General features: G+C 65.2%; 19 protein-coding genes and 1 pseudogene. 7 read left to right on the forward strand and 13 right to left on the reverse strand.

The features are described 5' to 3' along the window. Positions 1–64: 64 nt before the first annotated feature. The 3 genes from AC13FN_RS07735 to AC13FN_RS07745 all read left to right on the forward strand — a co-directional run bounded on the left by AC13FN_RS07735 (position 65) and on the right by AC13FN_RS07745 (position 1,587). Complete coding sequence (locus tag AC13FN_RS07735) at positions 65–253, forward strand: hypothetical protein (protein WP_019337695.1); 189 nt, start codon at positions 65–67, stop codon at positions 251–253. A 98-nt stretch (positions 254–351) separates the two neighbouring features. Beyond that, the gene (locus tag AC13FN_RS07740) at positions 352–990 is read left to right on the forward strand and encodes a DUF6766 family protein (protein ID WP_482984462.1); all 639 of its coding nucleotides are present in this window, start codon (positions 352–354) and stop codon (positions 988–990) included. 3 nt (positions 991–993) lie between these two features. Beyond that, positions 994–1,587 carry a cysteine hydrolase family protein gene (locus tag AC13FN_RS07745; protein ID WP_482984461.1) on the forward strand — a complete coding sequence of 198 codons (594 nt, stop codon included), beginning with the start codon at positions 994–996 and terminating at the stop codon, positions 1,585–1,587. Here AC13FN_RS07745 and AC13FN_RS07750 read toward each other — a convergent pair. From AC13FN_RS07750 to AC13FN_RS07765, 4 genes and pseudogenes are all read right to left on the reverse strand, one after another. After that, a complete protein-coding gene (locus AC13FN_RS07750) occupies positions 1,570–1,803 on the reverse strand; it encodes a hypothetical protein (RefSeq protein WP_100050556.1) in 234 nt (77 codons plus the stop codon). The two genes, AC13FN_RS07745 and AC13FN_RS07750, sit on opposite strands and share 18 nt — an antisense overlap. 122 nt (positions 1,804–1,925) lie before the next feature. Next, positions 1,926–2,234 carry a Rap1a/Tai family immunity protein gene (locus AC13FN_RS07755; protein ID WP_482984460.1) on the reverse strand — a complete coding sequence of 103 codons (309 nt, stop codon included), beginning with the start codon at positions 2,232–2,234 and terminating at the stop codon, positions 1,926–1,928. Positions 2,235–2,418: 184 nt separating this feature from the next. After that, positions 2,419–3,048 (reverse strand): hypothetical protein, encoded by a 630-nt coding sequence (locus tag AC13FN_RS07760; protein ID WP_482984459.1) that lies wholly within the window; start codon positions 3,046–3,048, stop codon positions 2,419–2,421. Between the two features lie 97 nt (positions 3,049–3,145). Continuing rightward, positions 3,146–3,358 (reverse strand): annotated as a pseudogene (locus AC13FN_RS07765) (substrate-binding domain-containing protein); the annotation flags it as partial. A 266-nt stretch (positions 3,359–3,624) separates the two neighbouring features. Here AC13FN_RS07765 and AC13FN_RS07770 point away from each other — a divergent pair. Further along, positions 3,625–4,872, forward strand: a complete 1,248-nt coding sequence (locus AC13FN_RS07770) for an arsenic transporter (RefSeq protein WP_217015810.1) — start codon at positions 3,625–3,627, stop codon at positions 4,870–4,872. Between the two features lie 25 nt (positions 4,873–4,897). On the opposite strand, the gene AC13FN_RS07775 is transcribed toward AC13FN_RS07770, so the two are convergent. The 5 genes from AC13FN_RS07775 to AC13FN_RS07795 all read right to left on the reverse strand — a co-directional run bounded on the left by AC13FN_RS07775 (position 4,898) and on the right by AC13FN_RS07795 (position 10,336). After that, positions 4,898–6,337, reverse strand: a complete 1,440-nt coding sequence (locus tag AC13FN_RS07775) for an OprO/OprP family phosphate-selective porin (protein ID WP_482984458.1) — start codon at positions 6,335–6,337, stop codon at positions 4,898–4,900. Between the two features lie 134 nt (positions 6,338–6,471). Next, a complete protein-coding gene (locus tag AC13FN_RS07780; RefSeq protein ID WP_005409726.1) occupies positions 6,472–7,248 on the reverse strand; it encodes an ABC transporter permease in 777 nt (258 codons plus the stop codon). Further along, on the reverse strand, positions 7,232–8,065 hold the full coding sequence (locus tag AC13FN_RS07785) for an ABC transporter ATP-binding protein (protein WP_049433742.1): 834 nt from the start codon (positions 8,063–8,065) through the stop codon (positions 7,232–7,234). Before AC13FN_RS07785 ends, AC13FN_RS07780 begins: the two co-directional genes overlap by 17 nt. A 14-nt stretch (positions 8,066–8,079) precedes the next feature. Beyond that, complete coding sequence (locus AC13FN_RS07790) at positions 8,080–9,138, reverse strand: ABC transporter substrate-binding protein (protein WP_049433743.1); 1,059 nt, start codon at positions 9,136–9,138, stop codon at positions 8,080–8,082. A gap of 76 nt (positions 9,139–9,214) precedes the next feature. After that, positions 9,215–10,336: a 4-oxalomesaconate tautomerase gene (locus AC13FN_RS07795; RefSeq protein ID WP_460132530.1), complete on the reverse strand. Its 1,122-nt coding sequence runs from the start codon at positions 10,334–10,336 to the stop codon at positions 9,215–9,217. Positions 10,337–10,445: 109 nt separating this feature from the next. On the opposite strand from AC13FN_RS07795, the gene AC13FN_RS07800 reads away from it, so the two are divergent. Continuing rightward, positions 10,446–11,348, forward strand: coding sequence for a LysR family transcriptional regulator (locus AC13FN_RS07800; protein ID WP_010485668.1), 903 nt, complete (start codon positions 10,446–10,448; stop codon positions 11,346–11,348). Positions 11,349–11,409: 61 nt separating this feature from the next. Here AC13FN_RS07800 and AC13FN_RS07805 read toward each other — a convergent pair whose 3' ends face one another. The 4 genes from AC13FN_RS07805 to AC13FN_RS07820 form a co-directional block, all read right to left on the reverse strand. Further along, positions 11,410–11,790 carry a hypothetical protein gene (locus AC13FN_RS07805; protein ID WP_482984457.1) on the reverse strand — a complete coding sequence of 127 codons (381 nt, stop codon included), beginning with the start codon at positions 11,788–11,790 and terminating at the stop codon, positions 11,410–11,412. A gap of 104 nt (positions 11,791–11,894) precedes the next feature. After that, complete coding sequence (locus AC13FN_RS07810; RefSeq protein WP_478411001.1) at positions 11,895–12,437, reverse strand: DUF6622 family protein; 543 nt, start codon at positions 12,435–12,437, stop codon at positions 11,895–11,897. 87 nt (positions 12,438–12,524) lie between these two features. Next, the gene (locus tag AC13FN_RS07815; protein ID WP_482984456.1) at positions 12,525–13,409 is read right to left on the reverse strand and encodes a methylenetetrahydrofolate reductase; all 885 of its coding nucleotides are present in this window, start codon (positions 13,407–13,409) and stop codon (positions 12,525–12,527) included. Beyond that, positions 13,409–14,323, reverse strand: a complete 915-nt coding sequence (locus AC13FN_RS07820) for a LysR family transcriptional regulator (RefSeq protein WP_217015849.1) — start codon at positions 14,321–14,323, stop codon at positions 13,409–13,411. The genes AC13FN_RS07815 and AC13FN_RS07820 overlap by 1 nt, the downstream gene beginning before the upstream one ends. Before the next feature lie 177 nt (positions 14,324–14,500). On the opposite strand from AC13FN_RS07820, the gene msuE reads away from it, so the two are divergent. Beyond that, positions 14,501–15,082: an FMN reductase gene (gene msuE / locus AC13FN_RS07825; protein ID WP_482984455.1), complete on the forward strand. Its 582-nt coding sequence runs from the start codon at positions 14,501–14,503 to the stop codon at positions 15,080–15,082. 58 nt (positions 15,083–15,140) lie between these two features. Further along, positions 15,141–16,118, forward strand: a complete 978-nt coding sequence (locus tag AC13FN_RS07830; protein WP_054171777.1) for a DUF1852 domain-containing protein — start codon at positions 15,141–15,143, stop codon at positions 16,116–16,118. The last annotated feature ends 30 nt before the right edge of the window (positions 16,119–16,148 follow it).

The raw sequence follows: 16,148 nt of genomic DNA on the forward strand, positions 1-16,148 counted from the left end.
CCGCGGCGTCGTGGCGTTAACCCGGACCGATGCAGGCTTCAGGTTCTCGCCGCAGGAGCTGCCCATGAACGACAAGCTGCCTTTCAATCCAACCACAGACGTGGACGATCAGTCGAAGGCCCATACGCCGGACAAACGTCGCAACGACCAGGCCAGGTGGAAGGACCACGACATGCCCGACGATGGGGACGGCCCCAAGGCGGTACCTGAAGACTACGAGCGGCCGGATCCTGACCCGACAGGCAAGCGTTGAGCCCGCCTCACATCCTCGATGCGCAGTAATCACGAGCCCTGCCCTCTTGCCCTCGCATGCTTCCGCACGGTCTTTGGAACAGCTGATCGAGGTGTTGCATGTGGAAACGCAACGGTCTCTCGCTGGTGCTGCTTGCACTCACGCTTGTGTTCATCGTTGGGCAGGCGGTTGCCGGGCATCACGTGCACAACCAGGAACTGATCGAGCACGGACGTGCGCCGATCGATCTCTGGCACTACCTCGCGACGGGGCACTTCGTCAGCGCCACGTTCGAGAACTGGGAGAGCGAGTTCCTGCAGATGGGGATGTATGTACTTCTGACGGTCAGCCTGCGCCAGCGCGGCTCGGCCGAATCGCGGCCGCTGGATCCTGCGCAGGAACAGAATCGTGTCGAGCCGGGGCCCGCGCCGTGGCCGGCAAGGCGCGGCGGTCCATGGAAGACGCTTTACGATCATTCGCTTGCGATTGCGTTCGGGCTGTTGTTTCTGTTCAGCTTTACGCTGCATGCGGTGGGAAGCTGGCGCGCCGAGGAGGCCGAACAGCAGTTGAAGGGATTGCCGCCGCCAGGCTTTGTGGAGCACCTCGCCAGCAGCACATTCTGGTTCGAATCCATGCAGAACTGGCAGAGCGAATTCCTGGCCGTGCTGTCCCTGGTGGTGCTGACGATTTTCCTGCGCCAGAAAGACTCGCCGCAATCCAAGCCGGTTGAGGCCCCACACGCGCAGACAGGTGATTGACCCATGCGAAATGTTCCGTCGACGGCCCTGCTGATCATCGACATGTTCAGCCGATTCGACTTCCCAGGCGCTCAAAAGCTGGCGCCGGCGGCAGAGCGGGCGGCCCGGCAGATCCTGCGCCTGAGGGATCATTTCGATGAACGCGGTTGGCCGGTCATCTATGCCAATGACAATTTCTCGGAGTGGAAGCGCGACTTCCGCCAGCAGGTGGAACAGTGCCGGCGCGACGGTGGCCCGGCGGGGCGAATCGCCCCCCTTCTGTCGCCGTTGCCTGGACACTACTTCGTGCTCAAGCCCAAGCACTCGGCCTTTCTGGCCAGCCCTTTGCCGATTATGCTGGCCAAACTGGGAGTGCGCCACCTTTGCCTGTGTGGCATGACGGCCGATTCGTGCGTCCTGGCTACAGCGTTGGACGCCAACGCCAGGGAATTCCACGTGGTGTTGGCGTCGGAGGCCGTGGCGGGGATACCAGCGCAAAAGCGACGTGCACTGGCGCTGCTTGCTGGTTCAGGCGCAGCGCGGGTCGCGCGGGTTTCTTCGCTTGTCTCTGGGCAGCAGCGGGATGGCGCTCAAGGCGACTCAGGCCCGGTCGGCTAAACCCTTTACACCTGAATGACCGGCGCAGTGTGCGCAGCAGAAGATCTGGCCGTTTCCTTCAACACCATGCCCGATAACAGCGCAATCGCAGTGTGCACAGCGCGGTGCGAATGCGTGGATCGCGCATTCGAACGAATCGAACGTGCCGCTGCGCCCGCCCTGCCGGAGGGTGAAGCTCTTGTCGTAGTTGTTGCCGCAGACATCACAGGTGGCCATGGGGCACCTCGTGCTGTGGAAGGAGCATGCAGTGTGGACAGCGCGGGTGTCGGCGGCCGTGAATGCACCGTGTCGCGAGGGTGTAGGACGTTCGCGTCTTCACGCGTTGGGCGCAACCTGTCCTATTCGTCTTTGCCGGGCTCGGCACTGCCACCACGTGACGCGCCGCCACCACAGGGAAATGCCGTTCGAAGCCCTTCGGCAACCAGTGAAGACGCATCCTGCTGCAATCGCTCGCGGGGCAGCTGTCGAAGATGTGAAGCGACCCGGTCAACCAACTCGTGCGGAAGAATCCGGCCTTGGCCACACCACTGGGCGTGGCTGGCATCGGCAACGCCCTGGATATAGGCGCTGGCGCGAGCGCTGGACAGGCTTCGGCACTCATCGCCGTCGCAGAAGCCGTCGGCGCCATTTCCTTGCAGCAGCGTCATCAGCTCCGAACCACTGACAAGCCAGGTGCGTGCCGGTTGCGTTGTACCGGCTAGGGCGGATCCCGGCAGGACGCAGAGGCCCAGTGCGAGGAGCCAACGTATGCCGCGACGCGCATGGAGGGCGTGATGTCCTTTCATGTCGGGGTCCTTGGCGGTCGTCCCAGTGGGATACACACAGCGTGGGTCAAAGTCGATCGAGCTGGTTGCGCGGATGAAACTCCGGGTCGTCCTGGTCTTCCAGCATGGCCTCCACCAGTGTTTCGAAGGATGCGGTGACGGTATCCAGGTCCGTGGAAGACAGGAAGCTGGATTCCCCCTGGCCGACCAGCGCAATCGCGGCAACGGTCTCCCGCTCATCGTCCTCGGCCCAGAGATAGTCGTGGATCAGCGCCATCCCTTGGTCGCCTGCCGTCAGGAAATCGGCGGCGCTTCGTGCCACCGCAAGAAACGCGATGAGATCGTAGAGGCTTTCCGAATAGGTCAGCGATCCTGCAACAAAATGCGTGCTGCTGCGGTCATAGGCGGCAACCCGGATATTTTCAGCCTGTGCAGATGCCAGGAAGGCGTTCAATGCGGCGCGATTGTCGGGGTAGCGAGCCAGCAGCGCCTGGCAGTCCGCGAGCAGGTGATCCAACGCCTCGTCGCTTGAAGAGGCCAGGTATTCGCCGTTGCCCAGGTGCCACTGCCCGGCGATGCATCGCCAGTCGGACCATCGGGATGCTGGGGGCACGGGCGCCGCCAGCCATCTGGAGAGATCTTCGTGGCACAACTGCAGGCTGAGCAGCGCTGAATAAGGCTCTGACAAGGCGATCATCCATCGTGTCTGCGTGTACAGATGGCTTGTAACAGACAACGGCTGGCCCGCCAACACCCGGACGGCGCTCTCAGGGTCGCCGCAATCGGGCGTCGAGCTATCGCCCAGCCGTCGACCCTCTGACCACGCACCGGCCCGTCATCACAAGTCGGCGCACCGGCAGCTCCGGCGTGCGCAGGCGTTCAAGCAGCATCGACATCGCGGCCCGCCCCATCTCCTCAACCGGTTGCTCAAGCACGGTGATGCCCGGCTCGACCAGCTCGGTCCAGCGTTCGTTGTCGAAGCCGGCCAGTGCCAACGCGTCTGGAAGGGCACAACGCTTGCGATCACCTCTGTCGTACTGGGCACCGAGTTCGATCGCAAGGTAGAGTGCGCGACGCAGTAGGCGCCGTGTTGAATGCCTTGGCGCGGCCGTCACGGACCGCGCCGCGCCAGGGCATTCGCTGGGCAGCCGGCACGGTATGATGCCGCAACCCCGGCACTTGCACTGATCGCAGCGGGCGCCTGCACGCCGATCACATACGCCGGAGAACCGGCGGCGGGGTCGATGGATGGCACCGCGCACGCCCCTACTCCATGCTCGCTTCCCATTCTTCGCTCATCATCTGGATGGCGGTGGCCGTTGCCACTGTCGGCCTGCTGTTCCGCCCGTTCCGCATCCCGGAGTACGTGTGGGCGCTCGGCGCGGCCGCGTTGCTTCCGCTCAGCGGCACCGTGTCGTTCGGCACTACCTGGCACGCAGTCGCCGAAGGCCGCGACGTCTACCTTTTCCTGGTCGGCATGATGGTGCTGGCCGAGCTCGCCCGCCGCGAAGGGCTGTTCGACTGGCTGGCGATGTATGCGGTGCGGCATGCGGGCGGCTCGGGGCGGCGCCTGTTCGACCTGGTGTTCCTGGTCGGCACGCTGGTAACGGTGTTTCTTTCCAATGATGCGACCGCCGTGGTGTTGACCCCGGCGGTCTACGCGGCCTGCAAGGCGGCCCGCGCCAATCCCCTGCCCTACCTGTTCGTCTGTGCCTTCATCGCCAATGCGGCCAGCTTCGTGCTGCCCATCTCCAACCCGGCCAACCTGGTGGTGTACGGGCAGCACATGCCGCCGCTGCTGCAATGGCTGGCGCAGTTCGCACTGCCCTCGCTGGCGGCGATCGGTGCCACCTATCTTGTGCTGCGCTGGGTGCACCGGCGCGAGATCGCACAGCCGCTGGTGGCCGCGCCGCAGCATCGCCCGCTGACCGAGGGCGGGCGCCTGAGTGCGCTGGGTGTGCTGTTCACCGGCAGCGTTCTGCTGGTGACCTCTGCACTTAGCGGACCGCTGGGCCTGGCCACGTTCTGCGCCGGTGCACTGAGCGTGGCGGCGGTGGTGGTTCGTCAGCGCCGCAGCCCGCTGCCGCTGCTGCGCCACGTATCCTGGGGCGTGCTGCCGCTGGTGGCCGGGCTGTTTGTGCTGGTGGAAGCGGTAGCGCAGACCGGTGTGATCCAGAGTGCAGCCGGCGCCCTGCAGGCGCTGGCGAAGGCGTCGCCGCAGCAGGCCAGCTGGCTGGCGGGTGGTGCGGCCGCATTTCTCAGCAACCTGGCCAACAATCTGCCGGTCGGCCTGGCGGCCGGTTCGCTGGGGCAGATGGCAGAGCTGCCGGCACAGACCCGTGCCGCATTGCTGGTTGGCGTGGACCTGGGCCCGAACCTGTCGGTGACCGGCTCGTTGGCCACGATGCTGTGGCTGGTGGCGCTGCGTCGCGAGGGCGAGCATGTCAGTGCGCTCGACTTCCTGCGCGTCGGCGCGCTGGTGATGCCGCCCGCACTGATCGGAGCGCTGCTGCTGCTCTGATCGGCGCGCGGGCGGCGTATCGATGTCAGAATGCCAGCTGCAGGCGGGTATTGAAGGTAGTGCCTTCATCCCTGCCAGCTGCACTGCCACTGCGGTGGCGGGTCTGCCAACGGACGGCTTCGAACATCACGCGGCTGAAATCGTTGAGGTACCAGTTCGCGCCAAGCGTCCATGCGTGGCCGGTGCCGCCACTGGGCAACTCGGCATAGTCCACGTCTTCATAGCGGCCCTTCAGCTCCCATGCACCGCGACCGCCACGTGTCACCGGGTCGGCCACCTTCACGCGCCCCCAGGTACCGGTCTTTCCCGTGTAGGACGGGCGTGCGCCAGCCAGGAACCAGCCGGCCGAGATCGCCCAGGCCTCGTGGTCACGATCGTAACGGCCGCTGGCGTCGCTCCCCCGCAGGCTGCGGGTGCCCCATTCGCCGGTCGCCCACGCCTGCCCGAAGAAGCCGGCCAGTTCGGCACCGTAAGCCGTGCTGCGCTCGGCGCCCAGCAGTGTGCCCGGCGCGATCTTGACCAGATCGTTGAAATGCCCCGCGATGGCCGAACTGCGAACAACGCCGCTGGCGCCTGCGGCGATCTCCTCGTGGAACGCCCAGGCTCCCAGGTGCACCGTGACCGCGTCGCTGGCCACGGGGTTCCAGTGCACGCGCGTGGCCCAGGTCTGGCTGTCGTTGTCGGTGCCGGCATTGTTGAGATCGTTGCCGGCCACCGACAGGCTGGCATGCCACCTCTTTCCATACACGCGCTCGGTCAGCCCGACACCAAACAGGCCGCGCTGCGGCAGCATCAGCGTGCCGACCACGTTGCGCTCCTGGAATGGCGTGTTGGAGGTGCTGCTGGAGCCATCGATACCGCGATCATTCAAGCGATTGCCAACCGTGAGATCGGCCGGCAGGCCGAACAGGGTGTGGTCCAGCGTGGCATAGACCGACTTCCAGGCCACCGCGTTGTCGGCGAAGTCGCCCTCCACTACCCAGCCCAGGGTTCCGTAGCGTCCCTCTGCGCCCAGGCGCACCGAACGGATCTCCGTTCCCGAAACGTTGCGGTCGGCGACCGCGGAACCGTCAGTACTGGAGGCATCGACGAACAGGCGTCCGCGGGGACGGAACACCGTATTGCCGTCGGCACTGCTGAGCTCCGGTGCGCCCTTGGCCCAGGAAACCTTCGGCAGCTTGGGCTGGTTGGATTCCAGTGCCGCCACCCGCGTCTCAAGCACAGGTGCGGGCGCCGGCGGCGTGGGTAGCCCGGCCGCTATGCCCTGCCCGCCCTCGACGGCGCGCAGGCGCGCTTCCAATTGCTGGATCTGCAGCGCCTGATGCTGCACCAGGCGTGACAGTTCGGCCTGGCTCAGTGGTGCGGGCGGAGGCGAAGCAGACTGGGCGCCTGCGTGACCGCTGGCCAACAGCAGGCCGAGCGCGACCGACAGCGCTGCCAGCGGCAGCACGGTGGAATGATTCATGGGCTCTCTCTCCGGCCAGCCGGCCCCCTGGCCCGGCGCTGGCCTGTTGCGGTGGTGCGGGGGAAGATCGGGGGAAGAAGTGCGCGCCGCCGGATCGGTCCGGCGGCGCGGCAGGCCGGCTCAGCGCGGCCGGTTCAGCTGGTGGCCTGTGCCTGGGCGTTGGGACGCCAGGTGATCAGCTTGTTCTCGACCACGTCCAGCAGGGCGTCGATGACCAGCACGAAGGCGGCCAGGATGATGATGCCGGCGAACACGCCCACGGCATTGAAGTTGCCCTCGGCCTGCGCGATCAGGTAACCCAGGCCCGCCGAGGCCCCGAGGTACTCACCGATGATCGCGCCGACCACCGCGAAGCCCACCGAGGTGCGCAGCGAGGACAGGATCCAGCTGGCTGCTGCCGGGAAGTAGACATGGCGCAGCAGGTCGCTGCGGCTTGCGCCCAGGATGCGGGCATTGGCCAGCACCACCGGATTCACCTCGCGCACGCCCTGCATGGCATTGAAGAACGTGGTGAAGAACACCAGGGTGACCGCCAGCGCCACCTTCGACCACAGGCCCAGCCCAAGCCACAACACGAAAATCGGCGCCAGCACCACGCGCGGAATTGCGTTGAAGCCTTTGATGAAGGGATCGAGGATGCGGGCCGAGCGGCGGCTCAGGCCCAGCCAGACACCGCCGGCGACACCCAGACCGGTGCCGATGATGTAGCCCAGCGCGGTTTCGGTCAGGGTGATGTAGACGTGCTGGTAGAACGAGGTATCGGACAACCAGGTCCAGGCCTGCTGCACGATCGCCGTCGGCGAAGGGAAGAAGAACGGATCGATCACGCCCAGCGCGATACCGCCTTCCCAGCCGCCGAAAACGGCGACTACCAGGGCCAGCTGGATGAATTTGTCAGTCTTGGCGTGCATAGCTCTTCTCCACTTCGCCGCGCAGGCAGGCCCAGATGTCGCGGTAAAGGTCGGTGAAACGGTCATCCAGCTTGATCTCGGCCACGTTGCGCGGACGTTCCAGATCCACGTCGAAGCTGCGCACCACGCGGCTGGCTGGGCCGGAGGACAGCACCACCACGCGATCCCCCAGGGCGATCGCTTCTTCCAGATCGTGGGTGATCAGGATCACCGAGCGCCGGTCCTCCTGCCAAAGACGCAGCAGCTCGTTCTGCATCAGGTGCCGGGTATGGATGTCCAGCGCCGAGAACGGTTCATCCATCAGGATCACCTTCGGCTCGACGATCAGCGCCTGCGCCATCTGCACACGCTTGCGCTGCCCACCGGACAGCTGGTGGGGGTAGCGATGCTCGAAACCGGCCAGGCCGACCTTGGCCAGCCACGCGTTGGCCTTGGCCTTGCGTTCGGCTTCGGGCACGCCGCGGAAGCGCAGGCCGAGTTCAACATTCTGGTAAGCCGTCTTCCACGGCAGCAGCGCATCCTGCTGGAACAGGTAGCCGACCGACTCCTGCACACCGCTGACGGCGCGGCCGTCGATGCTGACCTGCCCGGAAGACGGCTTCAGCAGACCCGCCACGGAATTGAGGATGGTGCTCTTGCCGCAGCCGGTCGGGCCGACGATGGCAAGGAACTCGCCGTCACCCACCTGGATGTCGACATCACGAACGGCGGTGAATTCGCCGAAGGACATGGTCACCTTGTTGAGGGCGACCATGGTCTGTGCAGGCTCCAGCTGCGGTGCGCCATTGAACTGGCGCACGGTGGCATTGAGGGCCATGGGGTTACCTCCGCTTACGGTTGGGCAGCCGGCGCCGCAGCGTTGGCACGCTCGACGAAGGCATTGGTGTAGGTCCTGGACAGATCGATGTTCGCCTTGGCCACATCCGTGTTGAACTCGCGCAGCACCTTCAGTGGGGTTTCCAGGTCGGCCGGCGTGAAGTGACCGTCCCGGGTAAAGATCGCGCGGGCGTTCTCCACCGCGCGGGCATAGGTGGCGCGGTCGCCGGAGACGTAGCTGTCCGGCAGCGCGGCAACGATCTCTTCGGCACTGTTGTCGGCGATGAACTTCAATGCCATCTGCTCGGCACGGGCAATCTTCTCGGCCGCTTCGGGGCGCTTGTCCAGGAAGCTCTGGTTGGCATACATCACCGAGGTCGGGTACAGGCCGCCATAGACCTGGCGGGCGCCGTCGTCGCTGCGCGCGTCGAGGAGGATCTTGCCGACCTTGCGCTCGGTGATCAGGGTGGCGGCCGGGTCGTAGTTGACCAGCAGGTCGATCTTGCCCTGCTCCAGGGCGGCAACCGCTGCGGCGCCGGAGCCGACGCCGATCAGCGAGATGCTGTCGGCCGGAATATCATGCTGGGCGAGAAAGTGACGGACGAAGAAGTCTGACGAGGAGCCCGGCGCGGTGATCCCGACCTTCTGGCCCTTGATGGTTTCCGGCCGGGCCGGATCGAAGGTGGCATCTTCGCGGCCGGCCATCACCAGCCCGGAATTGCGCGAGAGCAGCACAAAGGCAACCACGTCCTTGCCCTTGGCCTGCATCTGGATGGTGTGGTCGTAGAAGCCGACGGCCACATCGGTGGAATTGGCCACCAGCGCCTGCAGTACCTTGGAGCCGCCCTGGGCGAAGTTCTCGGTCTTCACCTGCAGGCCGACGTCCTTGAAGTACCCCTTGGCGTCGGCGATGAAGAACGGCAGGTTGTTGAGGTTGTAAGAACCGACGCTGATGCGCACCGGTGCGTTGTCAGCGCTGCCTGTGGTCTCACCTTCGGCGCGGCCGCTGTTGCTGCACCCGGCCGCGGCCAGGCCGGCCGCGCACAGCGCGACCATCAGGAACTGCTTGTACATCATCCCTCCCAGGAGTGAAGCATCTACGTTGTGGTGGCGGAGCAGGCACGCCTGTGCCGACCCAGCCGGTTTCAGATCATGCCGCTGACGTCCATTGGCGGTCGTGGGTGGTACTGGCCGTGGCATGCGCGGGCGACGTTGCATATACCCGACCGTCGAACAGTCGGCGTGCGGTGCGGACCACGCTGGCAATCACCGGCGTATCGTCCGAGCTGCGACTGAGACCCACCTCCAGGGCCCCGCTCGGATGTTCGAGGGTAATGCTGCCGGGAACGGACAGGCATCCGACCAAAGTGTGGGCCAGCGTGCCCGGCGTGACGGCGGCGGTGGCCAGGCCGACCGCGCCGGTAATGGCCAGTGCGGTGTGGCATTGGTGCGGCATGAAATAGCGCACCTGCAGATCGCCCGCCTGTTGCGGCGCCGACAGCAGCACTGGCTTGGGAATGACCTTGTTGCCGGCGTCGGCGATGCCCATGCGGGCACCTGCCTCGATGCGCAGCGCTTCCAGCCGGCGCATGAACGCCGCGTCCGCGTTCAGTTCGGCGGGCGAAGCATCACCACGTACGCCCAGGTCTTCGGCACGCACCAGCATCATCGGCATGGCGCAGTCCACCAGGCTGACCGGGACGCCATCGATGGATTCCTGCGCGTGCCCGCTGGGCAGCAGCTTGCCAGTGCGGGCGCCCGCCGCATCAAGGAAAGAAAGCCTGACCGGCGCGGCCGAGCCCGGCGCGCCGGCAATGCGCGTATCACCGCGATAGACCACATTGCCGCCGGGCGTTTCCACCGTCGCGATGATCAGCTTGCCGGTGTTGACGTTGTGGATGCGCACCTCGGTCTGCGGATCCTGAGCATGCACCAACCCCCGCTCGATGGCATACGGGCCCACCGCCGCCAGCATGTTGCCGCAGTTGGGGGACGTGTCCACCACCTGCTGCTCCACCCTTACCTGGGCGAACAGATAGTCCACGTCGGCATCTGCCCGGCTGGATCTGTCGATGATGGCCACCTTGCTGGTCAGCGCGTTGCCACCACCGATGCCGTCGATCTGCAGCGGATGACCCGACCCCATCACTTCCAACAGCAGGCGATCGCGTTCGGCGGTGTTCGCCGGAAGGTCGCTGGCCAGGAAGAACGGGCCCTTGGAGGTGCCGCCGCGCATGAGCACGCAGGGAATGCTGAGCAGATCGTTGGACATACGTGTGCTAGATTGATGCGTATAGGGGATGAATGACCCCTCTGTGATTCGATACTGGCATGACCCGAATTAATCTGTGAATTGCTGATTTTTAGATGATTGATACCTAATGAGCATCAATTGCGAAATTCTCGATCTACGCGCGTTCCTGCTGGTATCGGAGACGCGCAGCTTCCATCGGGCGGCGGAGATCCTGCATGTCTCCCAGCCGGCACTCAGCCGCCGGATCCAGAAGCTGGAGCAGGCCGTGGGTTCGCCGCTGCTGGAGCGGACCACGCGCAGCGTCAGCACCACTGCCGTCGGTGAGAACCTGCTGCCGCTGGTGCGTCGCATGCTGGAGGAATTCGATGGATCACTGTTCTCACTGCGCGGCCGCGAAGACACCCGCGGCGCTACCGTCACCATCGCCTGCCTGCCTACGGCCGCGTTCTATTTCCTGCCCAGCGTGATGGCGCGTTTCCACGAAGCGCACCCGAACGTGCGCTTCCGCATTCTGGATATCCCGGCCACGGAGGGCCTGCAGGCAGTGGAACGTGGCGAAGTCGAGTTCGGCATCAACTTCATGGGCGCCAACGATCCGAATCTCGACTTCGACGTACTGGCTGAGGACCCCTTCGTCCTCGCCTGCCGGCGCGATCATCCGCTGGCGCGCAAGCGCAAGGTGGAATGGGCCGACCTGGCCGAGCATCAGTTGATCACCGTGCATCGCACCAGCGGTAACCGCACGCTGCTGGACGGAGCGCTCGCGCGCGAGAACCTCAAGCTGAGCTGGCACTATGAAGTGACGCACCTGTCGACGTCACTGGGCATGGTCGAGGCCGGCATCGGCGTGTCAGTGCTGCCGAAGATGGCCACGCCAGATGGGGATCACCCCACCCTGGTGACGCGCGCGATCGGCAACCCGGTGGTGTCACGCACGATCGGCATCGTCCGCCGCCGCGGCGCCCTGCTCTCGCCCACGGCGGAGCGATTCCTGCAGATGCTGATGAGCCAGTGGCGCGGGGAGGCGTGAGCAGCCCCGCAGTTCACGCACCCATCCGTTCCGGCACACAGGGCGCTGACAGGGCCGCCCTTCATTGCGAGGCCGCGAAGATCGACGCAATACCGGCAAGCGATCCCCCGGCCACCCAAGAGAGCGTGGCGAATGCAGTCAGCAGTACCTTCCGGTGGACGGCCTGCGCTTCGTTCTGGGCCTCCGACCGTCGCGCATAGGGCCTGGAGAAACCCAGTAGTTCGCCGGTGACTGTCAGTGCCCCCATCAGGATCAGTGCGGTCACGCAAAAGCCGAACATGGAGCCTATGAAGGCCAAATGGCGGGTGTCGCCGATAGCCGGCTGAGTTCCGGCCAGGGCTTCCACAAGTTGCCCCGTCCACCGTGCGGGCAGCCAGGCCAGGGCTGCGACAATGCCGAAGTGACTGGCCACGTTGATCCAGAACCAGGATGTGGTCTTCATGACGTCAGCGTTTCCGGTGTTGGCCAGTGGCGGGCATCGTGACGCCTGCGCCAGCCCCGCGCAACGCTGCATGGGGAAACCGGCCAGCGGCCGGCACTACCAGGTCAGTGAGCCTGCGGTTTCAGCCCCTTGCCTGCCGCATCCATCCGCAACGAGGCCAGGTACCGGCAGTACTTGCCGACGAAGATGCCGGTGAATCCGCCTATCAGCAGCAGGTAGGCGGCACTGAAGCCGGCATTGGCGGACAGCGACGGCGACACTGCAAATGCAACTTCGAAGCCGTACTTCACCAGGAAGGTGATCAGCAGCAGCGGCAACAGGCTGAAGTCCGCGCTGCGCCAGAGCTTGCCGGTGCTGCGGTCCAGCGTCAGCTTCAGCTTCAGCTTCAACCGATTCAGCAGCAGCCAGGCAAGCGCCGCGCCCGTTGCGATGCCGACCAGCCACTCGCTCCAGGCGGCCAGCGACGCGTCGAAGCGATGACTGATCGACCACGCACCCCAGACGGCGAACAGCGCGGGCACGATCGCCAGCTTCTGCAGCGAGGTTTCGGCCGGCTTCATGGCGGCGATGCCACGGGTGATCAGGAAAGCAAGGAGCAGCCAGACCCAGACCGGCGTCTGCGAGGCGAGGTTCTGGAGCATGTTCATGAACGGTCCCTGGGTGAGTGGTGGCGAGGGGCCCTCGCCTTGGCGCTCACTATTCGCTTCCGCCCCAATGGCGACCAGTGACAGCTGTCAGTCTTCGTGGATTACGCCGCGTGCACCGCGAACACGCTGCCGGTACTGCTCGATCCACTCCAGCGAGGGCGCAACACCGCCGAACGGGAACAGGTGCGGGCTGACCTGGCCATGCGCGCTGGTCAGCCCCTTCACCAGGCGATCGACGAACACCTCCGGCCCCGCCGTTCCGAGCAGGCGGCCGATCGAGATGCCATACCGGGCGAGCATCGATGCACTGGCGCCTACGCCGCACATCGCCGCATAACGCAGCAAGCGGGTGATGCTGGCCGGACCCGGCACACCGACCAGTACCGGAACGGTGATGCCACGCGTGCGCAGTGCATCCAGCCAGGCCAGCACGGTATCGGCATCGAACGCGAACTGGGTGACGATCAAGGGGGCCATGCCGCGTGCTTCGATGCGCTGGCATTTGTGTTGAAGCGCCTGCCAGCGTTCGTCACTGCTCATTACCGGGTGGCCTTCCGGATGCCCGCCGATGGCGACGACCTTGATACCGTGTCGCTCCAGAAGACCGGTCTCGATGATCGACGCGCTGTCTGCAAATGGTCCGATGGGCGTGGCCAGGTCACCCGCGATCAGCAGGCAACGCGCGACCCCGGCTTCGCCGGCGGCACGTTCCAGGAAGCGCTCAAGTGCTGCGTGTGAACCGATACGCCGGGCGGAGAGATGCGGCATCGGCTCGAAGCCGAGCTCGCGCACCGCGCATGCGGCGGCCAGGCGTGCATCGTCGTCCTCGCTGGCCAACCAGGGAATGGAGATGATTGTGCCGCGCGGTATGCGGGCCGCCTCGGCGCGCAGCGCAGGCATAGCTTTCGCGCTGACTTCCAGTGAAAAAGCGTTGATGAAGGCGTCCGCCCGCAGTGACATGCCTGCCGACATCAACGCGCTCCGCCCACATTGCCGGCAAGCGGCGAGCTGTTACGGGCCAGTTCGATGAAGGCCTGCAGATAGTCGATACCGGTATCGGCCTCGCGCGCGCCCAGATAGATCTGCTTGGGGATGCCTTTGGCGCCCAGGCGAACGGGTACCACGTCCATGCGCGCGGCGTACTCCTCCACCAGCCAGCGCGGCATGGCGGCCACGCCGCGGCCGCTGGCCACCATCTGCATCATGATGTCGGTGGTTTCAATGGCCTTGTGGCGCCGCGGCGTGATGCCGGCCGGCAGCAGGAACTGGTTGTAGATGTCCAGGCGCTCGAACGGCACCGGGTAGCTGATCAGCACTTCCTGGCCGAGCTGGCGCGGCTTTACGTGGTCCACCTTGGCCAGGGCGTGGTTGCTGGCCACCACCAGCACCTGTTCGTAGTCGAACACGGGAATGAACTTCAGGCCTGGCTTCAGCAATGGGTCGGGGGTGACCAGCAGGTCGATCTCATAGCCGAACAGCGCGCCGATGCCGCCGAACTGGAATTTCTGCTTGACGTCCACATCCACGTCCGGCCACGCGGCCAGGTACGGCGAGACGATCTTCAGCAGCCACTGGTAGCACGGATGGCACTCCATGCCGATGCGCAGGGCGCCGCGCTCGCCCTGTGCGAACTGGCCCAGCCGCTCCTCGGCCAGATCCAGCTGCGGCAGCACGCGGTTGGCGACTGCCAGCAGGTATTGCCCGGCCTGGGTCAGTCGCAGGCTGCGGCCTTCGCGCAGCCACACATCGGTGCCGAGCTGCTGCTCCAGCTTTTTCATGCTGTGGCTCAGGGCCGACTGTGTCAGGTTGAGCACGCCGGCCGCGGCGGTGAGCGAGCCCTGCTGCTCGACCTGCTGCACGATGCTGAGGTGGATCCGCTCCAGCATGACGATGAATCTCACTCATGGATTGGTGAAGTAATACCATTTTACGTCATGGAAAGGCGTGGCTAGCATCGGGTCATGCCTTCGGTTGCCTGCCAGCCTGCTGATCCAGCCGGCCTGCAGGACTGCGCCCCCCGCAGATCGCGCCGAAGCAGCCCCTCCCCTGCTGAAAGCGAATAAATGACCCGCCCCCTCCGTATCGTCGCCGTCTCCGGCGGGCTGCAGCGCCCTTCAAGGGCTGCGACCCTGGCCGAGCACCTGCTGGACCTGATTGGCGAGGAAGTTGCCTGCGCGCCGCACCTGATCGAACTGGGCGAGCTGGCGCCGCAGCTGGCCGGCGCACTGTGGCGCTCACAGGTGCCCGACGCTGTGGAGCGGCAGCTGGCCGCTGTTGAACAGGCCGACGTACTGGTGGTGGCCACGCCGGTCTACCGCGGTTCGTATACGGGACTGTTCAAGCACTTCTTCGATTTCGTCCACCAGGACGCGCTGGTCGACACCCCAATCCTGCTGGCCGCCACCGGCGGCAGCGAGCGCCACGCGCTGGTGATCGACCATCAGCTGCGGCCGCTCTTCAGCTTCTTCCAGGCTCGCACACTGCCCCTCGGCGTGTACGCCACCGACCGCGATTTCGCCGAGGGTCGCGTCCATGACGAGGCGCTGATCCAGCGCGCACGGCTGGCGGTGCAGCGGGCACTGCCCTTGCTTGCGCTGTCCCATCGCGCAGCGCCCGCCATCGCCGAGACCGCCGCAATTCTCTGAATACCGGATGCCAGCACCCCTGCATTCGGAAGTGACCCCGCAAACCGGAACGCCACCCATGACGACCGACACCTTCACCTTCAGCATCACGCGCATCCCCTTCAACGAGGACTACCAGCCCGCCGATGGCACGCGCATCACCACCAATTTCGCCAATCTGGCGCGCGGGGCATCCCGGCAGGAGAACCTGCGCAACACGATCAGCATGATCAACAACCGCTTCAACGATCTGGCGCACTGGGACAACCCGAGCGCGGATCGCTATGCGGTCGAGCTGGACATCATCTCGGTGGAGATGCACATCGACGGCAGCGATGGCAGTGATCCGTTCCCGTTGATCGAGGTCCTGCGCCCAACCATTGTCGACACGCAGACCGGTGCGCGCACCGAGGGTATCGTCGGCAACAACTTCTCGTCCTACGTGCGCGACTACGATTTCAGCGTGGTGCTGCCGGCCAGCAACGAGGGCAAGGCCACCTTCGGCATTCCGGAAGGCTTTGGCGACCTGCATGGCAAGCTGTTCAAGCACTTCCTGGAGTCTGACGCCTACCGCGCCAACTTCAGCAAGGGACCGGTGATCTGCATCAGCGTATCCAGCAGCAAGACCTACCACCGCACCGAGAACCACCATCCGATCCTGGGCGTGGAATACCGCCAGGGCGAGTTCTCTCCCACTGACCAGTATTTCGACAAGATGGGCCTGCAGGTGCGCTACTTCATGCCACCGGGCAGCGTGGCGCCGCTTGCCTTCTACTTCCAGGGCGACCTGCTGGGGGATTACTCGAATCTGGAACTGATCGGCACCATCAGCACGATGGAAGCGTTCCAGAAGATCTACCGCCCGGAGATCTACAACGCCAACTCCGTGGCCGGCAAGGTCTACCAGCCCAGCCTGAAGCACCAGGACTATTCGTCCACCCGCATCGTCTACGACCGCGAAGAGCGCAGCCAGCTGGCGGTCAAGCAGGGCAAGTTCACCGAAGAACACTTCATCAAGCCGTATCGCGCCGTGCTTGAGCAGTGGGCTGCCCGCTGATCCATCGATTTTACATCCGCCCCCAGGAAA

The sequence above is a fragment of the Stenotrophomonas sp. 115C5 genome, from assembly GCF_056861055.1.

Excerpts from the sequence above, each read along its gene's own strand:
- AC13FN_RS07830 (WP_054171777.1), top strand. The coding sequence starts at position 15,141 with ATGACGACCGACACCTTCACCTTCAGCATCACGCGCATCCCCTTCAAC.
- AC13FN_RS07735 (WP_019337695.1), top strand. The coding sequence starts at position 65 with ATGAACGACAAGCTGCCTTTCAATCCAACCACAGACGTGGACGATCAG.
- AC13FN_RS07790 (WP_049433743.1), bottom strand. The coding sequence starts at position 9,138 with ATGTACAAGCAGTTCCTGATGGTCGCGCTGTGCGCGGCCGGCCTGGCC.
- AC13FN_RS07795 (WP_460132530.1), bottom strand. The coding sequence starts at position 10,336 with ATGTCCAACGATCTGCTCAGCATTCCCTGCGTGCTCATGCGCGGCGGC.
- AC13FN_RS07740 (WP_482984462.1), top strand. The coding sequence starts at position 352 with ATGTGGAAACGCAACGGTCTCTCGCTGGTGCTGCTTGCACTCACGCTT.
- AC13FN_RS07745 (WP_482984461.1), top strand. The coding sequence starts at position 994 with ATGCGAAATGTTCCGTCGACGGCCCTGCTGATCATCGACATGTTCAGC.
- AC13FN_RS07785 (WP_049433742.1), bottom strand. The coding sequence starts at position 8,065 with ATGGCCCTCAATGCCACCGTGCGCCAGTTCAATGGCGCACCGCAGCTG.
- AC13FN_RS07815 (WP_482984456.1), bottom strand. The coding sequence starts at position 13,409 with ATGTCGGCAGGCATGTCACTGCGGGCGGACGCCTTCATCAACGCTTTT.
- AC13FN_RS07775 (WP_482984458.1), bottom strand. The coding sequence starts at position 6,337 with ATGAATCATTCCACCGTGCTGCCGCTGGCAGCGCTGTCGGTCGCGCTC.
- AC13FN_RS07760 (WP_482984459.1), bottom strand. The coding sequence starts at position 3,048 with ATGATCGCCTTGTCAGAGCCTTATTCAGCGCTGCTCAGCCTGCAGTTG.
- AC13FN_RS07755 (WP_482984460.1), bottom strand. The coding sequence starts at position 2,234 with ATGACGCTGCTGCAAGGAAATGGCGCCGACGGCTTCTGCGACGGCGAT.
- AC13FN_RS07800 (WP_010485668.1), top strand. The coding sequence starts at position 10,446 with ATGAGCATCAATTGCGAAATTCTCGATCTACGCGCGTTCCTGCTGGTA.
- AC13FN_RS07780 (WP_005409726.1), bottom strand. The coding sequence starts at position 7,248 with ATGCACGCCAAGACTGACAAATTCATCCAGCTGGCCCTGGTAGTCGCC.
- AC13FN_RS07810 (WP_478411001.1), bottom strand. The coding sequence starts at position 12,437 with ATGAACATGCTCCAGAACCTCGCCTCGCAGACGCCGGTCTGGGTCTGG.
- AC13FN_RS07820 (WP_217015849.1), bottom strand. The coding sequence starts at position 14,323 with ATGCTGGAGCGGATCCACCTCAGCATCGTGCAGCAGGTCGAGCAGCAG.
- AC13FN_RS07750 (WP_100050556.1), bottom strand. The coding sequence starts at position 1,803 with ATGGCCACCTGTGATGTCTGCGGCAACAACTACGACAAGAGCTTCACC.
- AC13FN_RS07805 (WP_482984457.1), bottom strand. The coding sequence starts at position 11,790 with ATGAAGACCACATCCTGGTTCTGGATCAACGTGGCCAGTCACTTCGGC.
- msuE (WP_482984455.1), top strand. The coding sequence starts at position 14,501 with ATGACCCGCCCCCTCCGTATCGTCGCCGTCTCCGGCGGGCTGCAGCGC.
- AC13FN_RS07770 (WP_217015810.1), top strand. The coding sequence starts at position 3,625 with ATGCTCGCTTCCCATTCTTCGCTCATCATCTGGATGGCGGTGGCCGTT.